This is a genomic window from Pseudomonas sp. HMWF032 (assembly GCF_003060885.1).
In the GTDB taxonomy this organism is placed as follows: Bacteria; Pseudomonadota; Gammaproteobacteria; order Pseudomonadales; family Pseudomonadaceae; genus Aquipseudomonas.
This window is the reverse complement of the sequence record NZ_QAIG01000013.1, coordinates 245,568-265,203: the sequence shown is the minus strand read 5'-3', so window position 1 is coordinate 265,203 and position 19,636 is coordinate 245,568. Positions and strand designations below refer to the sequence as shown.

The 19,636-nt window shown below is 61.9% G+C and carries 23 protein-coding genes; 13 read left to right on the top strand and 10 right to left on the bottom strand.

The genetic code is table 11. The annotated features are described in order from the left end of the window. Nucleotides 1–36 precede the first annotated feature (36 nt). From DBR00_RS18965 to DBR00_RS18950, 4 genes are read right to left on the bottom strand one after another with little or no spacing between them, the layout of a single operon-like run. Entirely contained in the window at nucleotides 37–735 is a 699-nt protein-coding gene (locus DBR00_RS18965; RefSeq protein WP_108486767.1) for a DUF484 family protein, read from the bottom strand. Nucleotides 736–748: 13 nt separating this feature from the next. Beyond that, on the bottom strand, nucleotides 749–1,579 hold the full coding sequence (dapF, locus tag DBR00_RS18960) for a diaminopimelate epimerase (RefSeq protein WP_108486766.1): 831 nt from the start codon (nucleotides 1,577–1,579) through the stop codon (nucleotides 749–751). Nucleotides 1,580–1,584: 5 nt separating this feature from the next. Next, nucleotides 1,585–2,832 (bottom strand): diaminopimelate decarboxylase, encoded by a 1,248-nt coding sequence (gene lysA, locus DBR00_RS18955; protein ID WP_108486765.1) that lies wholly within the window; start codon nucleotides 2,830–2,832, stop codon nucleotides 1,585–1,587. A gap of 9 nt (nucleotides 2,833–2,841) precedes the next feature. After that, nucleotides 2,842–2,967: a lipoprotein gene (locus DBR00_RS18950; RefSeq protein WP_108486800.1), complete on the bottom strand. Its 126-nt coding sequence runs from the start codon at nucleotides 2,965–2,967 to the stop codon at nucleotides 2,842–2,844. A 147-nt stretch (nucleotides 2,968–3,114) separates the two neighbouring features. Between DBR00_RS18950 and DBR00_RS18945 the strand changes: the two genes are divergently transcribed. The 5 genes from DBR00_RS18945 (at nucleotide 3,115) to DBR00_RS18925 (ending at nucleotide 6,117) form a co-directional block, all read left to right on the top strand. Further along, nucleotides 3,115–4,155, top strand: a complete 1,041-nt coding sequence (locus tag DBR00_RS18945; RefSeq protein WP_108486764.1) for an AraC family transcriptional regulator — start codon at nucleotides 3,115–3,117, stop codon at nucleotides 4,153–4,155. Between the two features lie 52 nt (nucleotides 4,156–4,207). Next, complete coding sequence (cyaY, locus tag DBR00_RS18940; RefSeq protein ID WP_108486763.1) at nucleotides 4,208–4,540, top strand: iron donor protein CyaY; 333 nt, start codon at nucleotides 4,208–4,210, stop codon at nucleotides 4,538–4,540. Then, nucleotides 4,521–4,727: a DUF1289 domain-containing protein gene (locus tag DBR00_RS18935; RefSeq protein WP_108486799.1), complete on the top strand. Its 207-nt coding sequence runs from the start codon at nucleotides 4,521–4,523 to the stop codon at nucleotides 4,725–4,727. Before cyaY ends, DBR00_RS18935 begins: the two co-directional genes overlap by 20 nt. 118 nt (nucleotides 4,728–4,845) lie before the next feature. Continuing rightward, nucleotides 4,846–5,256 (top strand): nucleoside diphosphate kinase regulator, encoded by a 411-nt coding sequence (gene rnk, locus DBR00_RS18930; RefSeq protein ID WP_108486762.1) that lies wholly within the window; start codon nucleotides 4,846–4,848, stop codon nucleotides 5,254–5,256. A 60-nt stretch (nucleotides 5,257–5,316) separates the two neighbouring features. Continuing rightward, nucleotides 5,317–6,117 carry a lipase family protein gene (locus DBR00_RS18925; protein WP_108486761.1) on the top strand — a complete coding sequence of 267 codons (801 nt, stop codon included), beginning with the start codon at nucleotides 5,317–5,319 and terminating at the stop codon, nucleotides 6,115–6,117. Between the two features lies 1 nt (nucleotide 6,118). Here the strand turns inward: DBR00_RS18925 and DBR00_RS18920 are convergent, their stop codons facing one another. The 6 genes from DBR00_RS18920 to argH all read right to left on the bottom strand — a co-directional run bounded on the left by DBR00_RS18920 (nucleotide 6,119) and on the right by argH (nucleotide 12,050). After that, the gene (locus DBR00_RS18920) at nucleotides 6,119–9,040 is read right to left on the bottom strand and encodes a class I adenylate cyclase (RefSeq protein ID WP_108486760.1); all 2,922 of its coding nucleotides are present in this window, start codon (nucleotides 9,038–9,040) and stop codon (nucleotides 6,119–6,121) included. A gap of 213 nt (nucleotides 9,041–9,253) precedes the next feature. Further along, nucleotides 9,254–9,508, bottom strand: coding sequence for a TIGR02647 family protein (locus DBR00_RS18915; protein ID WP_108486759.1), 255 nt, complete (start codon nucleotides 9,506–9,508; stop codon nucleotides 9,254–9,256). 96 nt (nucleotides 9,509–9,604) lie between these two features. Then, nucleotides 9,605–9,871, bottom strand: coding sequence for a hypothetical protein (locus DBR00_RS18910; RefSeq protein ID WP_108486758.1), 267 nt, complete (start codon nucleotides 9,869–9,871; stop codon nucleotides 9,605–9,607). A gap of 24 nt (nucleotides 9,872–9,895) precedes the next feature. Beyond that, nucleotides 9,896–10,375 (bottom strand): GNAT family N-acetyltransferase, encoded by a 480-nt coding sequence (locus DBR00_RS18905; RefSeq protein WP_108486757.1) that lies wholly within the window; start codon nucleotides 10,373–10,375, stop codon nucleotides 9,896–9,898. Between the two features lie 6 nt (nucleotides 10,376–10,381). Continuing rightward, nucleotides 10,382–10,624, bottom strand: coding sequence for a hypothetical protein (locus DBR00_RS18900; protein WP_108486756.1), 243 nt, complete (start codon nucleotides 10,622–10,624; stop codon nucleotides 10,382–10,384). A gap of 31 nt (nucleotides 10,625–10,655) precedes the next feature. After that, complete coding sequence (gene argH / locus DBR00_RS18895; protein ID WP_108538099.1) at nucleotides 10,656–12,050, bottom strand: argininosuccinate lyase; 1,395 nt, start codon at nucleotides 12,048–12,050, stop codon at nucleotides 10,656–10,658. A 254-nt stretch (nucleotides 12,051–12,304) separates the two neighbouring features. On the opposite strand from argH, the gene DBR00_RS18890 reads away from it, so the two are divergent. From DBR00_RS18890 to rsd, 8 genes are all read left to right on the top strand, one after another. Next, nucleotides 12,305–13,387, top strand: a complete 1,083-nt coding sequence (locus DBR00_RS18890; protein ID WP_108489094.1) for a sensor histidine kinase — start codon at nucleotides 12,305–12,307, stop codon at nucleotides 13,385–13,387. Further along, nucleotides 13,384–14,130, top strand: coding sequence for a LytTR family DNA-binding domain-containing protein (locus tag DBR00_RS18885; protein WP_108489095.1), 747 nt, complete (start codon nucleotides 13,384–13,386; stop codon nucleotides 14,128–14,130). The genes DBR00_RS18890 and DBR00_RS18885 overlap by 4 nt, the downstream gene beginning before the upstream one ends. A 92-nt stretch (nucleotides 14,131–14,222) precedes the next feature. After that, the gene (gene hemC, locus DBR00_RS18880) at nucleotides 14,223–15,161 is read left to right on the top strand and encodes a hydroxymethylbilane synthase (RefSeq protein ID WP_108489096.1); all 939 of its coding nucleotides are present in this window, start codon (nucleotides 14,223–14,225) and stop codon (nucleotides 15,159–15,161) included. Further along, a complete protein-coding gene (locus tag DBR00_RS21210) occupies nucleotides 15,158–15,931 on the top strand; it encodes a uroporphyrinogen-III synthase (protein WP_108489097.1) in 774 nt (257 codons plus the stop codon). Before hemC ends, DBR00_RS21210 begins: the two co-directional genes overlap by 4 nt. Before the next feature lie 16 nt (nucleotides 15,932–15,947). Next, entirely contained in the window at nucleotides 15,948–17,153 is a 1,206-nt protein-coding gene (locus DBR00_RS18870; RefSeq protein WP_371920681.1) for a uroporphyrinogen-III C-methyltransferase, read from the top strand. Further along, entirely contained in the window at nucleotides 17,150–18,409 is a 1,260-nt protein-coding gene (locus DBR00_RS18865) for a heme biosynthesis HemY N-terminal domain-containing protein (protein WP_108489099.1), read from the top strand. Before DBR00_RS18870 ends, DBR00_RS18865 begins: the two co-directional genes overlap by 4 nt. 7 nt (nucleotides 18,410–18,416) lie before the next feature. Beyond that, a complete protein-coding gene (locus DBR00_RS18860; protein ID WP_108489100.1) occupies nucleotides 18,417–18,959 on the top strand; it encodes a DUF3833 domain-containing protein in 543 nt (180 codons plus the stop codon). 195 nt (nucleotides 18,960–19,154) lie between these two features. Beyond that, complete coding sequence (gene rsd / locus DBR00_RS18855; protein ID WP_108489101.1) at nucleotides 19,155–19,628, top strand: sigma D regulator; 474 nt, start codon at nucleotides 19,155–19,157, stop codon at nucleotides 19,626–19,628. Nucleotides 19,629–19,636: the final 8 nt, after the last annotated feature.

Genomic DNA, 19,636 nt, shown 5'->3' with positions numbered 1-19,636 from the left:
AGGCTCCCTGCGATACGGTCGCTGCGAGGTTTAGCGCTAGCGTACCGAGCGCAACGGTGTGGCAAAACCGGGAACGACGCGTGCCAGCACTTCGGCAATGTAGCCGAGGAACAGCGTGCCCAGCGAGCTTTTGTAATGCTGTGGATCGGCGCTGCCAATCGCCAGCACGCCATGCAGGCCCTGGTGGCTGATGCTGACCACCGCGGCCGAGCCAACCTGAGCACCGTCTTCGTTGCCAAACAGGAAGTTCAGCTCATGTTCACGCAGCACGCCGCAGATGGTTTTGCCACCGGCCAATAGCCCGCCAATGGCCTGATGCGCTTCGGCACTGCTGACCGAGCGGCCAACCGGCAGTGGTACATCGCAAAACAGGATCAGGCTGACAAAGGGCACCTGAAACTCGCGGCGCAGGCTGTCTTCAACGCAGCTGACCACTTCTTCCAGGCTGCTGGCATCGAGCAGGTCGAGTACCAGGCGGCGGGTCTTGTCGAACAGCCGGTCGTTGTCACGGGCCACGTCCATCAGTTGCGAGAGGCGGTGACGCATCTCGATATTACGCTCGCGCAGCAGCTTCACCTGACGCTCGACCAGTGACACGGTATCGCCGCGCTGGTGCGGAATGCGCAGCTCGGGGATCAACTCGTCGTGGTCGATAAAGAATTCCGGATGCAGGCGCAGGTAAGCGGCGACTGTTTCTGAATCCAATGGTTTGGGTGAATCCTGCTGGTCTGTCATAAGCGCTGCTCAGTCATAAGCGGACTTGTCCTTCGTACACCCGTACGGCGGGCCCGGTCATCATAACGGGCCGCCCTGGGCCTGCCCACTCGATGCTCAGTTTGCCGCCTGGCAGCTCGATCTGCAGCGGAGAATCCATCCAGCCCTGGCTGATAGCTGCCACTGCCGCTGCGCAGGCACCGGTACCGCAGGCCTGCGTTTCCCCGGCGCCGCGCTCCCAGACGCGCAGCTTGGCGTGTGTGCGGTCGAGCACCTGGAGGAAGCCGACATTCACCCGTTGCGGGAAGCGCGGGTGGTGTTCGAGCTTCGGCCCGAGGCTGTGTACCGGCGCGTTGTCGACGCTTTCGACGCGCAGCACGGCATGCGGGTTACCCATGGACACGGCGGCCAGCTCAACGGCCTGTCCGTCGACGGCCACGCTGTAGCTCAGCGCTTGCTGTTCGGCCTGGAACGGGATATCGGCAGGCACCAGGCGCGGTGCGCCCATGTTGACGCTGATCTGGCCGTCGTTGCGTACATCCAGCTCGATGATGCCGCCCTTGGTTTCCACACGGATTTGCTTCTTCACCGTCAGGCGCTTGTCCAGCACGAAACGGGCAAAGCAGCGTGCGCCGTTGCCGCACTGTTCCACTTCCGAGCCGTCGGCATTGAAGATGCGGTAGCGGAAGTCCACGTCCGGGTTGCTCGGCGGCTCGACAATCAGCAGCTGATCGAAGCCCACGCCGGTGTGACGGTCGCCCCAGGCCTTGGCGTTTTTCGGCTGGATATGCGCGTGCTGGCTGACCAGGTCGAGGACCATGAAGTCATTGCCGAGGCCGTGCATCTTGGTAAAGCGCAATAGCATCGGTTTTACTCCGGCAGGCGGCTTTCGCCCGCAAAGAGTTCGCCGAGCGTCTCGCGACGACGCACTTCGAAGGCCTGTTCGCCATCCACCATCACCTCGGCGGCGCGGCCGCGGGTGTTGTAGTTGGAACTCATGACAAAACCGTAAGCACCGGCCGAGCGCACAGCCAGCAGATCACCTTCGGCCAGGGCCAGGTCGCGGTCCTTGGCGAGGAAGTCGCCGGTCTCGCAGATCGGCCCGACGATGTCGTAGTTGCGGGTTGCGTCATCGCGCGGCTGCACGGCTACTACATCCATCCAGGCCTGGTACAGCGCCGGGCGGATCAGGTCGTTCATCGCCGCATCGACGATGGCGAAATCCTTGTGTTCGGTGTGTTTGAGGTATTCCACCTGAGTCAGCAGCACGCCGGCGTTGGCGACGATGTAGCGACCCGGTTCAAATACCAGGGCCAGGTCACGACCGGTCAGGCGCTCACGCACGGCGGCGATGTACTCGCCAGCCTGCGGTGGCTGCTCATCGCGGTATTGCACGCCCAGGCCACCACCCAGATCCAGGTGCCTGATGCGGATGCCGCGTGCAGCCAGGCGGTCAACCAGTACCAGCAGGCGATCCAGAGCATCGAGAAACGGTGCCAGGGCCGTCAGCTGCGAGCCTATGTGGCAATCGACCCCGACGATCTGCAGGTTCGGCAACTCGGCGGCGCGGGCATACACCGCTTCAGCCTGCTCGATGTCGATGCCGAACTTGTTTTCTTTCAGACCGGTGGAGATGTACGGATGGGTGCCGGCGTCGACGTCCGGGTTGACCCGCAGCGAAATCGCCGCCGTCTTGCCCAGCTCGGCGGCGACCACTTGCAGGCGTTCCAGCTCTTCGGTGGACTCGACGTTGAAGCAGTGCACGCCAACCTCCAGGGCGCGGCGCATGTCATCACGGCTTTTGCCGACGCCGGAGAAGACGATCTTGCTCGCTTCGCCGCCAGCTGCCAGGACGCGCTCCAGCTCACCGCGGGAGACGATATCGAAGCCAGCGCCGAGGCGGGCCAGGACATTCAGCACGCCGATGTTGGAGTTGGCTTTGACGGCAAAACACACCAGATGCGGCATACCCTGCAGGGCATCGGCATAGGTGCGGTACTGCGCCTCGATGTGCGCACGTGAGTAGACGTAGGTCGGCGTACCGAAGCGTTGGGCGATGGCAGACAAGGCCACGCCTTCCGCGAACAGCTGGCCGTCGCGGTAGTTGAAGGCGTTCATAGCTGGCCCTTATTCGGTTTGCGCAGGCGCTGGCTGGCTTTCTTCCGGCAGGTACAGCGGGCCTTTCTGGCCGCAGCCCGTGAGCAGGGTGCTGACAGCAAGCATCGCGATAAAGGCAGTAAACAACCGCTTCATGGTGAAATCCTTGTAATAAAGCATGATTGCGCCGGAGTATACCGACCCCCCGACGCCTTGCCTATGCGCCAGAATTCCCGTCTGGCGGGGCTTTGCCTGTATCTTTGGCGGAGTATTTGCGCTTACCACCCGCGTTCAGGAGCCCGGATGGATACCCCTGTAGTGGTCAACAGTTCGATTTCAGTCGCCTACCTGCAAGGGTTGCTCGACTACCTCGCCCGTCAGGGGCTCGATACGCCCGCGTTGCTCGAGCGCGTGCAGCTCAGTCCGCAGATTCTGGCCCAGCGCGATCAGCGCGTTGCCGCCAGTACTTACCTGGAACTGCTCGGCAATGGCGTGCAGTTGACCGGCGATGAGCAACTGGGCCTGCATCTGGGCGAGGCGGTGCGGCCGGGTTACTACGGAGTGCTTGGCTACCTGATCATGAGCTGCGCGACCCTCGCTGATGCGCTGCATCGCCAGGCGCGTTACGCCGCGTTGGTGGGGAATCTGGGGGTGGTCGATCTGGCTGATGAGCCGCCGCGTCCTGAGCTGGAACCGCAGGTGGCGCACAGCTGGCAGCCCTTGTTGCCGCAGCAGAAACGTCAACTCAGTGAAGAAACCCTGGCTGGCTGGGTAACCTTCGGCCACTGGATCAGCGGCCTGGATATTCCACCGACCGAGGTGCGCTTCCAGCATTCGGCTCCGGCGGATACCTCCGAGTACCTGCGGATTTTTCGCTGTCCGGTGCTGTTCGATCAAGCCGATAACGCCCTGGTCTTTCCCAGGCGCCTGCTCGCCACGCCACTTGGCCAGGCTGATGCCCAGGTGCGGGTGATGCTCGATGCCTATGCCGATCGCCTGCTCGGGGAAATCCAGCAGGGCAGCAGCGTGCTTGATCGTGCGCGGCTGGAATTGTCCCGGCAGTTGCCGGAGGCGGGCGCTGATCTGCAGCAAATCGCCGCGCGTTTGGCGCTCAGTCCGCGTACCCTGCAGCGGCGTTTGCGCGAGGCCGGGTTATCCTTCAACCAGTTGGTGGATGAAACCCGCCAGCAACTGGTGCTCAATTACCTGCGTGACCCGGCGCTGGAACTGGCGGAAATCGCCTTTCTGGTCGGGTTCAGTGAGCCCGGTTCGCTGGCTCGCGCCTTTCGTCGCTGGACGGGGCAGAGTCCTGGCGAGTACCGCCGTTGCTTGAATGACCATTAATCACCGCAGCCCAAGACTTTTGCAGTCGCTGGAATTTTTGAGGTAAGCCGTAATGAGTTTGACCGAAGCCCGCTTTCACGATCTGGTCGATGCCACCCAGCAGGCGGTAGAAGATATTTTCGATGACAGCGACCTGGACCTGGACCTGGAAAACTCAGGCGGGGTGCTGACCGTGCGTTTTGAAAACGGCAGCCAGCTGATCTTCAGTCGCCAGGAGCCGTTGCGCCAACTCTGGCTGGCCGCGCGTTCCGGTGGTTTCCACTTTGATTACGATCAGGCCAGCGAGCGCTGGATCTGCGACAGCAGTGACGAGCAGTTGGGTGAAATGCTGGCGCGCATCACCCTTGAACAATCCGGTGCTGACCTTGAGTTCGAAGAGCTCTGAGCCTGACGGCGGACAGGTCCTATCGCCCTGCCGTCGCCAGTGTTGTCTGGACGCTCAGGATATCTGCCTGGGTTGTGGCCGCACGCTGCAAGAGATTCTCGACTGGAGCAGAGTCGACGCGCCGCGCCAGCGCGCGATCTGCGCGGCGGCCGAGGTACGTCTGCAGCAGCGTAACGGCATGGTTTGACCGGGCGGTCTTGTTTATTTGAGTGGCTGTGGTACGGTCAGCCCACGTCTTGCAAAACCCCATCTTCGTGATGGGGTTTTGCTTTTTTCAGCATCCGTAAAGGAGATAGAACCGCACCATGACCAGCGCACCTTCACTCACCATTACTCGCCTTGACCTGCAGCGCCTGGAAAACCTGCTCGACAGCCTGGAGGACTTCGGTCCCGGCGCTCAAGCCTTGCAGGCCGAACTGGACCGCGCTGAGGTGGTGGGCCATGACGAAGTGCCGGCCGGTGTGGTGACCATGAACTCGCGCGTGCACTGCCGCGAGGAGAGCAGCGGCAAGGATTATCACCTGACTCTGGTGTATCCGCAGGATGCGGGTCAGGATGGCACCGTGAGCATCCTGGCGCCGGTGGGCAGTGCCTTGTTGGGCCTGTCGGTCGGTCAGCACATTGACTGGACGGCGCCCAACGGTAAGGTGCTCAAACTCACCCTGCTGGCGGTGGAATATCAGCCGGAAGCGGCGGGTGAGTACACGCGGGCCTAGCGTGCAGAGGGCGCGCAACCGACTAGAGTCAGAGTCAGTCAATTTTGGCAAGGAGGCCGTATGTCGAGTCTAGCGTTGTATTTTCCGCAGGCGTTCGACCTGCCCAGAGCCGTGCTGTGTGCTCAGCTGGTGAACGCCGCCTATGACCAGTACCAACAGTGGTTGAACCAGCGGCGGCCGAGACAGCCAGATGCGTTTACCTGGCAACCACCATCGCTGCCAGGCTGGCGTTTTGGTGCGCCGATCTGGAGCCTGCTCAATGATTTGCACTTTCTTAATGAGTCGGAGCCCTTTGGCTTTGTCGCGCGTGACCCGCAGGGCGAGGTCTATCTGGTGTTTCGCGGTACTGAAAGCGCGCAAGACTGGCTGGACGATCTGGAAGTCGACCAGTGCGCCTATCCTTGGCAGGCTGGCCTGGGTCATGTGCATGACGGCTTTCTCAGATTCTATGCATCACTGCGCGACCAGGCCTTGCAGGCCGTAGCTACTCAGCAGCCCAGCGGGCCACTCTGGGTGTGTGCACACAGCCTGGGTGGTGCGCTCTCCAGCCTGGCTGTGCTGGATCTGCGTGAACGCTGGCCGGACTTGCCCCTGCAGCACTACAGCTTTGCCAGCCCGCGCCTGGCCGCCCCGGATTTCGCCGCGCATTACAACGGACTACAGGTGCCGACCTTCCGTGTGGTGAATGACAGTGATCTGGTGCCGCAAGTGCCGCCAGGTGTGACCGGCAGGTGGCAATATCAACACCTTGGGCTGGCGGTAACCTTCAGCGCCAGCTACGCCTCAGTGGCTGCCAATCACAGCCTGGCCGATAGCTACCTGTATGCCCTGCAGAATCCGCAGGCACCGATGCGCAGCTGAATCAGGCCAGTTGCAGAGCCTGATTGAGCGCCGCCTCCAGGCGGCTCTTGTAGCGCAGGTAATGCACACTTTGCATATGCCCATCCCCCAGAACTGCCGACAGGTCAAGGTCGGTGATGTAACACGGGTAGCGTGCGCCATCGCGGCGCTGCGCGAGAATGTGCTGAGCGACGGCAGCGAACAGATCGCCGGCATATTCCAGTTCGGAGAACTCGCGGTGGTTGCAGTACAGGGTAACGTGTGAGCGCTTTTGTCCCGGCGTGCTGGTGCTGCGTCGCGGAGTGAGATCAAAGTTCTCCCCGCTAGACATGCGATGGCCATCCGCCGGCTCGACGATGGCCTGTACGTCATAGAACGGGTGGCTGATGGGCGACAGTGGCGGCGGCCTGCGCTCCAGGCGCTGAGGGCGCAGCGGGGCATCGGGCAGCACCTGGTAATACAGGATATCCAGTGGCTGATGAGCTGGCAGATTATCCAGCGGCAACAGGGCATTGCGCCGGTACAGCACCGACTGCAGAAAGCGTTGCAGCGGGGTCAGCAGGCTTTGCTCATCGCGGTATGGCATCTGTTGGCGCCACAGTGCGTTATGTTCATCAAGCACGCTGAGTTCGGCCAGGGCATTGGCTTCGTTCAGTCGGTAGAACACTTGAATGCACTGGGGTCTGCCCACGGGCAGAATCAGGGCCAAATCCTCGCCTTCCAGGGCGCTGCGGTCCAGGTGCAGCTCACTGTAGCCGGGCAGTTCCTCGCCCAGGTGTTCGATCAGTGCGGGCAGGTCTTTCAGGCTGGTGTGGCTGACGTGACCCGGTTTCAGCTCGAGCAGGTGATACTGCTGCTTGATCTGTAGCAGGTAGCGGTTGGCCTGCTCGCTGCTGAAACTGCCGAGGGTTTCGCGGAACAGCTCTTCAACCCGCTCGGCAATCGCCGTGGCACGATTACGACAGAAACAGCGAACTTGCAGGTTGGGCTTGCGCCCATTGCTGGGCAGGTTGTTAAGAAAATCGCGCAGGCAATCGAGCAGCGCATGCGGGCCGTCGTAGCGACTGACCAACAGTTCGTTCCAGCTGTTGAGGGTGACCTGGTCAATGGTCAGGATCAGGTTCTCGCGGACCCCCGAATAGCCCAGGGCGTCAGTCCTGCCAGTGGTCATGTGCATATTCATCTGGCTGTACTGCTTGAGCGGATCGACGCCGACGTTGACCAGTAGCAGCACCTCGCCAGGCACGCTGGCGCTGAGCAGAGCGCTTTCATCCACGGCGGGCAAGGGCAGTGGCACGACCTGCTGCAGGCTGCTGAGCAGGTTTGCAAGTTCGAACTCGGTAAGGTCGCTGTTGCCAGGGTGCAAAGACAGGCGTGTGCTGCTGTCAATCACGCCATTGCGTTGGCACCAGGCGAGCAGTTCGATCAACTCGCGTGAGCGTTTGAGCGGTGAGAAATCTTCCAGATCCTGAGCGCTGAGGCTGCCACTGTAGAGTGCCCAGAGGCTCTCGTTCGGATCTTCTGCACTGGGGCTCTGGGCCAGGGTCAGAATGTCTTCGGCGAGGTCTGGGGCAATGCCGGGGTTGATGAACTCAATCTTGCCAGCCTTGCGCTCGAAGGCGGCATACAGGCGGCGACCGAGGATGCCCAGATCACGGCTGTTAAGCGAGCTGCCGGCATGTTCGCTACGGGCAAATTCGGAGAGAAAGCGGTAGCTGTAGGTCAGCTCGTTAACCAGCATGCGCCGTTCGGCGCTGACCTGGCGCACCTTCCACTGGCTGCGGCTGTCGAGCATCGCCAGTTGGCGGCTGTCCCAGTTCCAGTCGCGGGTCAGGCGCTCCAGCAGCAGGCGTTGCCAGCTTTTGCGGTTATTGCGTGGCGGGCGGCTGAGTTTTTTATCGACCTTAAGGTACAGGCAGCGGCGGATCAGCTCCAGACGCTCAGACTCGCCCCGGGCCTTGAGGTATTCCTCCAGGCGCCGGTAGACCACGATATAGGGGTCGAGCTCATCGACGTCCAGGCGATTGGCGAACACCGCCTGCTTGAAACGCAGCGACAGGCATTCGACCTCGGGGTGTTCACTGGCATAGACCTCGGTAAGCAGCAGCTTGAGCACGGATTTGTAGGGTGACTCGATGCCCTTGAACAGCTGCCACATGCCAGCGCCGATAAACTCTTCTGGCGGAATGCGCGCCAGGTGGCCGAGGTCGAGCACGTCCTCGGCGCGGATAAAACGCTTGGCCAACAAGGTGCTGGTGTAGTGCTGGTAACGCGGCTCTTCATACACCGGCACCAACCACCACAGCGGCGTGCGCCCGCCGAGCCAAATGGCAGTGCGGTAGAACTCGTCAAGCAGCAGGTAGTGCTGGGTGGTGCCGCAGTCGTCTGAGGTCAGCTGCGCCTCGCGCTCGCCTTGGGTGAAGCGTGCCGGGTCGATCAGGAAGAAATGTGCTTCGGCGCCGAAGGTGGCCGCCCAGCTTTCCAGCAGCGCGCATTTCTTGTTCAGCTCATGCAGCTGCTGTGGGCTCAGGTCGCTGGCGTGGCAGACCCACAGGTCCATGTCACTCTGTTCGGCCTGGGCTACGGTGCCCAGGCTGCCCATCAGAAACAGTCCGTGGATCGGCAAGGATTGCTTGCCGCGATAGGGCTTGTAGGCGAATGAGCGGGTCAGGCGCTGGGCCTCAGCCAGCAACTCGTCGTCCGGTTCGAAGCCACTGAGACCTGCAGGCGTCAGCCCTGAGACATAGCCGGGTAACAGGGGGTGATTCACATGAAACAGTAGCGGCAGCAGGCGCAGGACCACTTGCTGGCGTGTCGACAGTGCCTGCATGGCACGCTGCAGACGACTTTCGTTGAGTTTGAGGAAGCGTGCGCGCAGCTGGGTCAGGACCTTGCGGTCGATACCGTCGTCAATGTCCGGGCGGATTTCCTGGGTACGCGTCATGCTCATGCTCGCTGCGAGGGTAAGGCAAGCCTATCAGTTGCCTCGTCTCTTGGAACCTGTTGTTGCGTGTCTGTCGCGCTTTTGCAATGTAATCGGCAGGCCGCTCGGCACGGGGCTCCGGGCGGCCTGCATGGGGGCAGTTATGATGGCTTTACGGGTTTTGTCGCCGGGCTGTGCGGTATCTGTTGCGGTATTGCCCGGCAAGGGAGTGGGTCAGGTGAGCAGGGTCTGTTTGGGTGTCAGGATCGTCAGTAGACCCTGGGCGTGTTCAGCGGCATCAATGCCCAGGCTGGTCAGATAGCCGCCATCGGGTTCGCTGATCAGTCCCTTCTCATGCAGGCGGGTAATTGCGCCCTGTGCCTTGAACGATGCGTTGTTATGTACCTTGAGTCCTTCCTGATGATTGCTCAGGTTATACAGGGCGAGGATTTCCAGCTCATCGATCAGGTCGGAAGTAAAAGCTTTCATGGCGACTCCGTGTTGTTGTTATGGCTGCCCTGCAGTGTAGTCCGGGCGCCACAGCCTGCCGATTTTTGCCCCGGCGGGTCGGCCCTGTGTGGTGTCTTAGTCGGTGTTCGGCAGTTCAGGCAGCGCGCGCAGGCCGTGTTCATAGCGGGCCAGGTCAAAGGGACGGTCATCGCGCAGCATGACGTCGATTTCATCGGCCAGCACCAAGGCCATCAGTTCAAGGATCTCGTCGCGTTCATAACCGACCAGCGTCAGCTTGTTCAGCACCGCCTGGACAAAGGCCGGTTCGCCGGCCTCCAGCTGGTTTTCGATCGCCTGGGTCAGGGTGTCCTGGGCAAAATCTTCGTCTTCTTGCTCGCTCATGCGCGACTCCGGTAGATGGCGGTTTCAGCCCTGGGCAAAATCCAGCAGGGCTTGGCCGGTAAGGCGGTAGGTGGTCGATTCGTCCTGCGGGCGGGCGCCAAACGCTTGGTAGAACTCAATGGCTGGTTGGTTCCAGTCCAGCACGATCCACTCGAAACGGCCACAGTCCTTGGCCACTGCCAGTTGCGCCAGATGCCGTAGCAGGGCTTTGCCCGCGCCCGCGCCACGTTTTTCCGGGCTGACGTAGAGGTCTTCCAGGTACAGCCCGTGCTTGCCCAGCCAGGTCGAATAGTTGAAAAAGTACACCGCATAGCCGATGGGCTGGCCCTCATGCTCGCAAATCAGTGCATGGACGTTACTGTTCGGGCCGAACAGGCTCGCTTGGATGCCGATCACATCGGTTTTTACCTCATGCTCGGCGTTATCGTAGATCGCCAGATCGGTGATAAAGCGCAGGATCAGAGCCGCGTCTTCGGCAGTAGCGGTGCGGATATGCAGGGACATGGGTACTTATCCGTAGAGAGAAACTAGGACAGTCAGCGGCAGGCCGACCACACAGAGAAAGCCAAAGGCGCTGACCCAGCTACTGCGCGGGTCCATCGGGTCGGATACACGCAGCGGCAGGCGCGAGTAGCGGCCCAGCGTCAGTAGACGCAGCGCCAGCCAGCCGCTGGCATAGAAGAGGTAGTTGGAAATCAGCTCCAGTACGACCTCTGCCAGGACAGACAGGCCGCGTAGCAACAGTTCGAACATGGGACATCCCTTTCCCTTGGTGAGTTGACGATCAGCGCGTCGCCAGCAGTTCCTTGCCGCGCACAACAGCTGCACGCACTTGGTTCGGTGCGGTGCCGCCGATATGGTCGCGGGCGTTGACAGAGCCTTCCAGGGTCAGCACGGCAAATACGTCCTGCTCGATCTGCTCGCTGAATTGGCGCAGTTCTTCCAGGCTCATCTCGGCCAGGTCCTTGCCGGACTCGACACCGTACTTCACCGCGTGGCCGACGATTTCGTGGCAGTCACGGAACGGCAGGCCTTTACGCACCAGATAATCGGCCAGGTCGGTGGCGGTGGAGAAGCCGCGCAGCGCCGCTTCACGCATGATCGCGTGCTTGGGCTTGATCGCCGGGATCATGTCGGCAAAGGCGCGCAGCGAATCGCGCAGGGTGTCGGCGGCGTCAAACAGCGGTTCTTTGTCTTCCTGGTTGTCCTTGTTGTAGGCCAGCGGTTGGCCTTTCATCAGGGTCAGCAGGCCCATCAGTGCGCCGAATACGCGGCCGCTCTTGCCGCGCACCAGCTCGGGGACGTCGGGGTTTTTCTTTTGCGGCATGATCGAGCTGCCGGTGCAGAAGCGATCCGGCAGGTCGATGAACTGGAACTGCGCAGACGTCCACAGCACCAACTCTTCGGAGAAGCGCGACAGGTGCATCATCGCCAGCGAGGCAGCGGCGCAGAATTCGATGGCGAAGTCACGGTCCGATACGCCGTCCAGCGAGTTGCCGCCCACGGCGTCGAAACCCAGCAATTGTGCGGTGATTTCACGCTGAATCGGGTAGGTGGTGCCAGCCAGCGCGGCGCTGCCGAGCGGCATGCGATTGGTGCGTTTGCGGCAATCGACCAGGCGCTCGTAGTCGCGGCTGAGCATCTCAAACCAGGCCAGCAGGTGATGGCCGAAGGTCACCGGTTGCGCGGTTTGCAGGTGGGTGAAGCCGGGCATGATGGTCGCCGCTTCACGCTCGGCCTGCTCCAGCAAACCCTGCTGCAGGCGGGTGATTTCGCCGAGGATCAGGTCGATTTCGTCGCGCAGCCACAGGCGAATATCGGTGGCCACCTGGTCATTACGGCTGCGCCCGGTGTGCAGTTTTTTACCGGTCACGCCGATGCGGTCGGTCAGACGCGCTTCGATGTTCATGTGCACATCTTCCAGGTCGACGCGCCAGTCGAACTGGCCGGCTTCGATCTCGCCCTGAATCTGCGTCAGGCCGGCGATGATCGCGTCGCGTTCCGCATCAGTCAGTACGCCGACCTTGGCCAGCATGGTGGCGTGGGCGATGGAGCCCATGATGTCGTGGCGATACAGGCGCTTGTCGAATTCGACGGAGGCGGTAAAGCGGGCAACAAAGGCATCGACGGGCTCGCTGAAGCGGCCGCCCCAGGATTGGTTGGTTTTTTCAGTGCTCATGGGCTTCGCTCGGCTGGTGCGCTAAAACGGGCAGGCCGCGCTGGGGCGGCCGGCAAGACAGAAAAGTGCGCCGATAATAACAGGCTGACCGGCAAATTCGCCGCGTCACGTTGTCGGTGGTCGCAGCTAGGCTTGAACGAGGCAATGTTGCGCCGTTCACAGTTTTATCGCGGCGGGCGCATTTCGGTGCTTTATTTTGCCCGGTCGCAGCTGTCTATCTTGCTGCTGGCGCGGCTCACGCGGAAACTGCGGCGATGAAAATAAAAAGCGCTTTATCAGAAAAACAACCACCACTGGTCGATGACTTCTTCGTGCCCGAACTCTGCCAGCCAGAAGCCTTGCTGAGCATGGTGCTGCTGGCCGAGTTGCTGGTGCTGGTGCTGGTGTTGTCCGAACCGATGCTGCCAGGCTTCGACTGGGTGCGTCTGGCGCTGACGTCGCTGTTTGTGCAATGGATCGTGCTGCTCTCGGCGGCCGTGCTCTGCCGCCTGCGCCCGTTAATGGCGCGCATGCCGGCGGCCACTGCCGGCGCCTTGTGCTGCGCGATTGTGGTCACCCTGAGTCTGATCTGTACCGCTGTGGCGGATTACTACGAGCTGGGCGGGCCGTTGCCGCGTACTGGCGAGGTCAACCTGTATCTGCGCCATGCCTTGATCAGTCTGATCATGTCGGCGCTGCTGCTGCGCTACTTCTATCTGCAAAGTCAGTGGCGCAAGCAGGAGCAGGCCGAGTTGCGGGCGCGTATCGAGTCGCTGCAGGCGCGTATTCGTCCGCACTTTCTGTTCAACAGCTTGAACAGCATCGCCAGCCTGGTGGTGGTCGACCCCTACAAGGCCGAGCAGGCGGTGCTGGATTTGTCCGATCTGTTCCGCGCCAGCTTGGCCAAGCCCGGCAGCCTGGTGCCCTGGCGCGAAGAGCTGGAGCTGGCACAACGATATTTATCGATTGAGCGCTATCGGCTCGGCGAGCGTCTACAGTTGCAGTGGGAGATTGTCGATGTGCCGGACGATCTGCCGATTCCACAACTGACGCTGCAGCCCTTACTGGAAAACGCCTTGATCTACGGCATTCAGCCGCGTATCGAGGGTGGCCTGGTGCGGGTCGAGGCGAGTTATCACGAGGGGGTATTCCAGCTGTGCGTGAGCAATCCATATCAACAGCTCGGCGAGGCACCGCCCTCGCGCGGTACACACCAGGCGCTGACCAATATCGATGCGCGACTGGTGGCACTTTTCGGGCCGCGAGCCAGTCTCAGCGTAGAGCGCCGTGACGGACGCCACTTCACTTGTCTACGCTATCCTTGTGCGATACCCAAGCAGGAAGCCCGTGCATTATGAATGTCCTGATTGTCGATGATGAACCCCTGGCCCGAGAGCGCCTGAGCCGTATGGTGGGCGAACTCGATGGCTATCGTGTGCTTGAACCCGCAGCCAGCAACGGTGAAGAGGCCCTGAGCCTGATCGACAGCCTGAAGCCGGATGTGGTGTTACTGGATATCCGCATGCCCGGCCTGGATGGGCTGCAGGTGGCGGCCAAGCTGTGTGAGCGCGAAGCACCACCCGCCGTGATTTTCTGCACCGCCCATGATGAGTTTGCCCTGGAAGCCTTCCAGGTCAGCGCTGTGGGTTATCTGGTCAAACCGGTGCGCGCAGAAAGCCTCAGTGAGGCGCTGAAGAAAGCTGAGCGGCCCAACCGTGTGCAACTCGCCGCCCTGACCCGTCCTGCCGTAGACAGCGGTGGCGGCCCGCGCAGCCATATCAGTGCACGCACCCGCAAAGGCATCGAGCTGATTCCGCTGGATCAGGTGATCTACTTTATTGCCGACCATAAATACGTAACCCTGCGTCACGCGGGCGGCGAAGTGCTGCTGGATGAGCCGCTGAAGGCCTTAGAAGACGAGTTTGGTGATCGCTTTGTGCGCATTCACCGCAATGCACTGGTCGCTCGCGAGCGTATCGAACGCCTGCAACGTACGCCGCTTGGGCACTTCCAGCTGTACCTCAAGGGGATGAACGAGGAAGCGCTGATCGTCAGCCGCCGGCATGTGGCCGGGGTGCGCAAGCTGATGCACAACCTCTGAGGCTGATCAGGCGATCCGGATGACTCCGGGTCGCAGGCCTGATCCGGGCCAGCCTGTTATTATCCCCGGCAGTTCGTTTTCTGGAATTGCCCATGTCTCGCGAAATCCGCATCGCCACCCGTAAAAGTGCCCTGGCCCTGTGGCAGGCCGAACACGTCAAAGCCCGCTTGGAGCAGGCCCACCCTGGCCTCAAGGTCAGCCTGGTGCCCATGGTCAGCCGTGGCGACAAGCTGCTCGACGCGCCGCTGGCGAAGATTGGCGGCAAGGGTCTGTTTGTCAAAGAGCTGGAAACCGCCCTGCTGGAGAATCAGGCCGATATCGCCGTGCATTCGATGAAGGATGTGCCGATGGATTTCCCCGAAGGCCTGGGTCTGTACTGCATCTGCGAGCGGGAAGACCCGCGCGATGCCTTCGTGTCCAACACCTATGCCAGCCTCGATGCCTTGCCCGCAGGCAGTGTGGTCGGTACCTCCAGCCTGCGCCGCCAGGCCCAGCTGCTGGCGCGTCGCCCGGATCTGAAAATCCAGTTTCTGCGGGGCAACGTCAACACCCGTCTGGCCAAACTGGATGCCGGCGAGTACGACGCGATCATCCTCGCCGCTGCCGGGCTGATTCGCCTGGGCTTTGCGGAGCGTATTCGTTCTTCGATCAGTGCTGAAGACAGCCTGCCGGCCGGTGGCCAGGGGGCGGTCGGCATCGAGTGCCGCACGGCTGACAGCGAGATCCATGCGCTGTTGGCGCCGCTGCATCACCGCGACACCGCGCTGCGGGTTACCGCCGAGCGTGCGCTGAACAAACACCTGAACGGTGGCTGCCAGGTGCCCATTGCCTGTTATGCCGTGCTGGAAGGCGAACAGCTGTGGCTGCGCGGCCTGGTCGGTCAGCCTGATGGTGGTTTGCTACTGCGGGCCGATAACCGTGCTTCGGTCGCCGAGGCCGAGCAGCTGGGTGTGCAGGTCGCCGAAGCCCTACTGGCCCAGGGCGCAGCGGCCATTCTGCAAGCCGTTTACGGCGAGGCCGCAGCCGAGTGACGGGGTGGCGTGTGCTGCTGACGCGCCCGGCGCAGGAATCGGCCGCGCTGGCGGCAACCTTGGCTGAGCAGGGCATCTACAGCAGCAGCTTGCCGCTGTTGGCTATTGAAGCCCTGAATGAGAGTGCCGAGCAGCATGCCCTGCTTGCCGATCTGCCCCGTTACAGCGCAGTCATTGTGGTGAGCAAACCCGCGGCGCGGCTGGGTCTTGACCTGCTGGGTCGCTATCAATTGTCAGTGCCTGCGCAACAGCCCTGGTTCAGCGTGGGCGCGGCCACGGCGCAGATTCTCCGTGAGCATGGCCGGCAGGTGTTTTACCCGGAAGAGGCCGATGACAGCGAGGCGCTGCTCGCCCTGCCGCCGCTACAGCAAGCGCTGGCGGCGAGCGCCAATCCACGGGTGTTGATTCTGCGCGGTGAGGGTGGCCGAGAGTTACTGGCCGAGCGCTTGCGCGGCCAAGGCGCGCAGGTGGACTATCTGCCACTGTATCGCCGGGTGCTGCCGGATTACCCGTCAGCGGCTCTTATCGAGCGGGTCCGGGCTGAACGCCTGAACGCCCTGGTGGTCAGCAGTGGGCAGGGCTTGCTGCATCTGCATGAACTGGCTGCTGATGCCTGGCCCGAATTGGCCCGGTTACCTGTGTTTGTACCCAGCCCGCGTGTTGCCGAGATGGCCCGTGCGGTGGGTGCGTACTCTGTTGTGGATTGTCGCGGTGCGAGTGCCGCGGCGTTGCTGGCAGCGTTGCAGACGCAACCTGCCCCCGATCTCTGACGCAAAGGATGGATACGTGAGCGAAGCAACTACTCCGAAAGACCAAGGCCCGCACGACCACGAAGTAAAACAACCTGAACAGGCAGCGCTGGATGCTGCCACTGTTTTGCCGGCTACGCCCGCGCCTGCTGCAAGCAAACCGGCTTCGCGTGGCAACGGTCTGGCGCTGCTGGCCTTGTTGGTCGCGGCTGCGGGCGTCGGTGCAGGTGGTTGGGGGCTTTGGCAGTTGCAGGCGCTGGACGCTCGCGAGCAGCAACAGGAAGGCCGCTTGCTGGAGGCGCGTAATGAGGCGCAAAGCCTGGTGCGCACTGGCGAGAAACTGGAGCAGCGGTTCGATCAGCTGCCGAGTGTCGAGGAATTGGAAAGCCGTCGCCGTTTGCTGATGCAGTTGCAGGGCGATCAGCAAGTGCTCAACCAGCGTCTGGAAACCGTGCTCAGTGCCAGTCGTCAAGACTGGCGCCTGGCTGAGGCCGAGCATCTGCTGCGCCTGGCCAGCCTGCGACTGTCCGCGTTGCAGGACATCAACAGCGCCACTGAGCTGGTTCAGGCTGCCGATGAGATCCTTCACGAACAAGATGATCCGGCGACATTTGCTGCCCGTGAGCAGCTGGCCAAGAGCCTGCAAGCGCTACGCTCGACGGTGAATCCCGACCGTACCGGGCTGTTCCTGCAGCTTGGTGCTTTGCGTGAACAGGCGGCTCAGCTAAACGCTCAGGCGCCCAGTTTCGCAGGTCAAGGTGGTGTGCTCAGTGAGTTGGCCGATGCCGGTGCGGTCGAGCCGCAATGGTGGCAGCGTGCTCTGCAGACCTTGTCGGAATACTTCCGCATTGACTTCAATGCGGACCGCAATATCCGTCCCCTGCTGGCGGGGCAGAGCCTGACCCAGGTGCGTCTGGCTCTCAGTCTGGCGCTGGAGCAGGCGCAATGGGGTGCCTTGCATGGCCAGACGGCGGTGTACCAGCAAGCCCTGCAGCAGGCTCGTGAGGTGCTGGATGCGCACTTTGATGTGGATAACCCCAACAGCCGAGCCCTGCGCGTACGGCTCGATGAATTAGCGCAGCAACCAATTGCCGTGACGCCGCCGGACCTGAGCCCTGCGTTGAATGCCCTACAGGCGTATCTGCAGGCCAAGCAGGCTGCGCGTCTGCTGCCGGGCGGTGAGGCGCAGCCTGCGGCGGCCCACGATGACGTCGAGGCGCAATTGCAGGAGGCCCTGCAATGAAGCGCCTGTACTGGTGGCTGCTGATTCTGGCGCTGCTTGTCGGCGTCGCCAGCCTGGTGTTGTTCGGCCTGCCGCTGGCCGAGCACAAAGGCTATGTGCTGATTGCCTTCCAGGGCTTTCGCTATGAGTCCAGCCTGTGGGCGTTTGTCGCGTTGATCCTGGTGCTTGGGTGGCTGGTGTATCTGCTGCGCTGGAGCCTGAGGGCGCTGGTGACCTCGGGCAGCCTGCTTAACCCCTGGTCACGTCTGCACAGCCGTCGGCGCGTACGCTTGGCCTCCGAACAGGGCTTTCTCGACCTGGCAGAAGGCCGTTGGGCACGTGCGCTGCGTCATCTGAAGCAGGCTGCCTACAACTCACCGCAGCCGCTCAGCTACTACCTGGGGGCGGCGCAGGCAGCCAATCAGCTGGGGCAGTACGAGGACAGCGACGGTCTGCTGGAACAAGCCCTCAACCGTCAACCGCAGGCGGAACTGGCGATTGCCCTGCAGCATGCCGAGCTGCAGCTGGCGCGCGGGCATACCGAGGCCGCGCTGGAGACTCTGCAGGCGATGCGTGCACGGCACCCCCATCATCATCTGGTGCTGCGTCAGTTGCAGCAGCTCTACCGGCAGTCGGCGGATTGGTCGGCCTTGCTCGGTCTGCTGCCCGACCTGCGCAAGGAGAAGGCCCTGGGCAACGCCGAATTGAGCGAGCTGGAACGTCAGGCCTGGCGGGGTCGCCTGCTTCAGGCAGGGCATGCGAGGGGCGATGCGCCGGCGTCCCTGGCGGCGCTGCAACAGACCTGGCGGGCCATGTCGACGGCGCAGCATCAGGAACCCGAACTGCTCGCGGTGTATGCCGAACAGCTGCGTCAGCTGGGTGCCGAGGGCGAGGCCGAAGAACTGCTGCGCCAGTACCTCAAGCAGCATTACGACGTGGCGTTGGTGCGCCTGTATGGCTTGCTGCACGGGCGTGATCCGGGGCGGCAACTGCAAGTGGCAGAGAGCTGGCTGAAGCAGCATCCGAATGACGCTGCGCTGTTGCTGACCCTGGGTCGTCTGTGTCTGCACAGCCAACTGTGGGGCAAGGCCAGGGATTACCTGGAAAGCAGCCTGACCTTTCAGCGTCACCCGGAAACCTGCAGCGAGTTGGCCCGCCTGTTGGCACAGCTGGGTGAGCTGGAGCGCAGCAACAGCCTGTATCAGGAGGGCCTGCATCTGCTGGATGCGCGCCTGTGTCCGGTGGCTCTACCGGCGCTAAATGAAATGAACCACTGAGGTGTCTATGCGAAGGCTGTTGCTGTTGTGTCTGCTAAGCGTGCTGGCAGGTTGTGCGGGCCCACAGGTGAGTGATTACGTTCGTGAACAACCGAGTCTCGAACTGAGTGATTACTTCAACGGCGAGCTACAGGCCTGGGGCATGTTCCAGAATCGCTCCGGAGAAGTGATCAAGCGCTTTCACGTCGCCATGACCGGCACCTGGGACGGTGATGTGGGCGTGCTCGATGAGCGCTTCACCTACAGCGACGGCAGCACCGAGCGACGTGTCTGGACATTGCGCAAGCAGGCTGACGGCAGCTGGCGGGGTACGGCGGCCGATGTGGTTGGCGAGGCTATCGGTGAGGTCGCTGGCAACGCCTTGCATTGGCGTTACCAGCTGCGGCTGAAGGTCGATGACTCAACCTATGTGGTTGATTTTGATGACTGGATGTTCCTGATGGACGGTCAGGTCATGCTCAATCGGGCGCGTATGTCGAAGTGGGGTGTTGATCTTGGTCAGGTCACCTTGAGCTTTTACAAGCCTGTGGTGGCTGAGAAGGCGGAGTAGTCGCCGGTTAAACGCTTGTATGAAATTTTCTCCGGCACTGCCTTGAAGGCTGCAGCCCGCGGGAATAATCTGGCTCGCGAGTACCGCCGGAAAGTTGCCGTTTCACGGTTGTCTTCCCAGACCTTGCTGTGATTGACAAAAAAATGTCTCTGGCAGGCGAACAACACTAATAGCGATAGGGAAGTAGAGGTCATCATGCTTGAGAGTTGTCAGAACGCCCAAGAACGCTGGGGTGGGGTTCACCTGCTGATTGACCGCTGGCTGCAAGAGCGCAAGGAGCTGGTGCAGGCATACGCCGCCATCAATGACTCGGCGCAGGCACCGAGTGCCAACGCAGAAGCCCTGCAGCACTTCTGCGAAATTCTCGTGGACTATGTGTCCGCCGGGCACTTCGAGGTCTATGAGCAGCTGACCAGCGAAGCCAAGGCGTTCGGTGACCAGCGTGGCCTTGATCTGGCTAAGCAGATCTACCCGCGTATCGAGGTCATTACCGAGGTGGCCCTGGCCTTCAATGACCGTTGTGACAACGGCGACTGCCACGACTCGGTGTCCCTGCTCGATGAACTGAAACGCCTGGGGCAACTGCTGCATGAGCGCTTCGAGCTGGAGGACTGCCTGATCGAAGTCCTGCACAATGCTCATCAGGAGCAGGTCGCGCCTGCCCTCTGACACGCTGA

Coding starts and splice junctions, on each gene's coding strand:
- DBR00_RS18890 (WP_108489094.1), top strand. CDS start 12,305: ATGAAAATAAAAAGCGCTTTATCAGAAAAACAACCACCACTGGTCGAT.
- DBR00_RS18865 (WP_108489099.1), top strand. CDS start 17,150: ATGAAGCGCCTGTACTGGTGGCTGCTGATTCTGGCGCTGCTTGTCGGC.
- DBR00_RS18950 (WP_108486800.1), bottom strand. CDS start 2,967: ATGAAGCGGTTGTTTACTGCCTTTATCGCGATGCTTGCTGTCAGCACC.
- lysA (WP_108486765.1), bottom strand. CDS start 2,832: ATGAACGCCTTCAACTACCGCGACGGCCAGCTGTTCGCGGAAGGCGTG.
- DBR00_RS18920 (WP_108486760.1), bottom strand. CDS start 9,040: ATGACGCGTACCCAGGAAATCCGCCCGGACATTGACGACGGTATCGAC.
- hemC (WP_108489096.1), top strand. CDS start 14,223: ATGTCTCGCGAAATCCGCATCGCCACCCGTAAAAGTGCCCTGGCCCTG.
- DBR00_RS18965 (WP_108486767.1), bottom strand. CDS start 735: ATGACAGACCAGCAGGATTCACCCAAACCATTGGATTCAGAAACAGTC.
- DBR00_RS18905 (WP_108486757.1), bottom strand. CDS start 10,375: ATGTCCCTGCATATCCGCACCGCTACTGCCGAAGACGCGGCTCTGATC.
- DBR00_RS18900 (WP_108486756.1), bottom strand. CDS start 10,624: ATGTTCGAACTGTTGCTACGCGGCCTGTCTGTCCTGGCAGAGGTCGTA.
- argH (WP_108538099.1), bottom strand. CDS start 12,050: ATGAGCACTGAAAAAACCAACCAATCCTGGGGCGGCCGCTTCAGCGAG.
- cyaY (WP_108486763.1), top strand. CDS start 4,208: ATGAGTTTGACCGAAGCCCGCTTTCACGATCTGGTCGATGCCACCCAG.
- rnk (WP_108486762.1), top strand. CDS start 4,846: ATGACCAGCGCACCTTCACTCACCATTACTCGCCTTGACCTGCAGCGC.
- DBR00_RS18925 (WP_108486761.1), top strand. CDS start 5,317: ATGTCGAGTCTAGCGTTGTATTTTCCGCAGGCGTTCGACCTGCCCAGA.
- DBR00_RS18915 (WP_108486759.1), bottom strand. CDS start 9,508: ATGAAAGCTTTTACTTCCGACCTGATCGATGAGCTGGAAATCCTCGCC.
- DBR00_RS18945 (WP_108486764.1), top strand. CDS start 3,115: ATGGATACCCCTGTAGTGGTCAACAGTTCGATTTCAGTCGCCTACCTG.
- rsd (WP_108489101.1), top strand. CDS start 19,155: ATGCTTGAGAGTTGTCAGAACGCCCAAGAACGCTGGGGTGGGGTTCAC.
- dapF (WP_108486766.1), bottom strand. CDS start 1,579: ATGCTATTGCGCTTTACCAAGATGCACGGCCTCGGCAATGACTTCATG.
- DBR00_RS18860 (WP_108489100.1), top strand. CDS start 18,417: ATGCGAAGGCTGTTGCTGTTGTGTCTGCTAAGCGTGCTGGCAGGTTGT.
- DBR00_RS18910 (WP_108486758.1), bottom strand. CDS start 9,871: ATGAGCGAGCAAGAAGACGAAGATTTTGCCCAGGACACCCTGACCCAG.
- DBR00_RS18885 (WP_108489095.1), top strand. CDS start 13,384: ATGAATGTCCTGATTGTCGATGATGAACCCCTGGCCCGAGAGCGCCTG.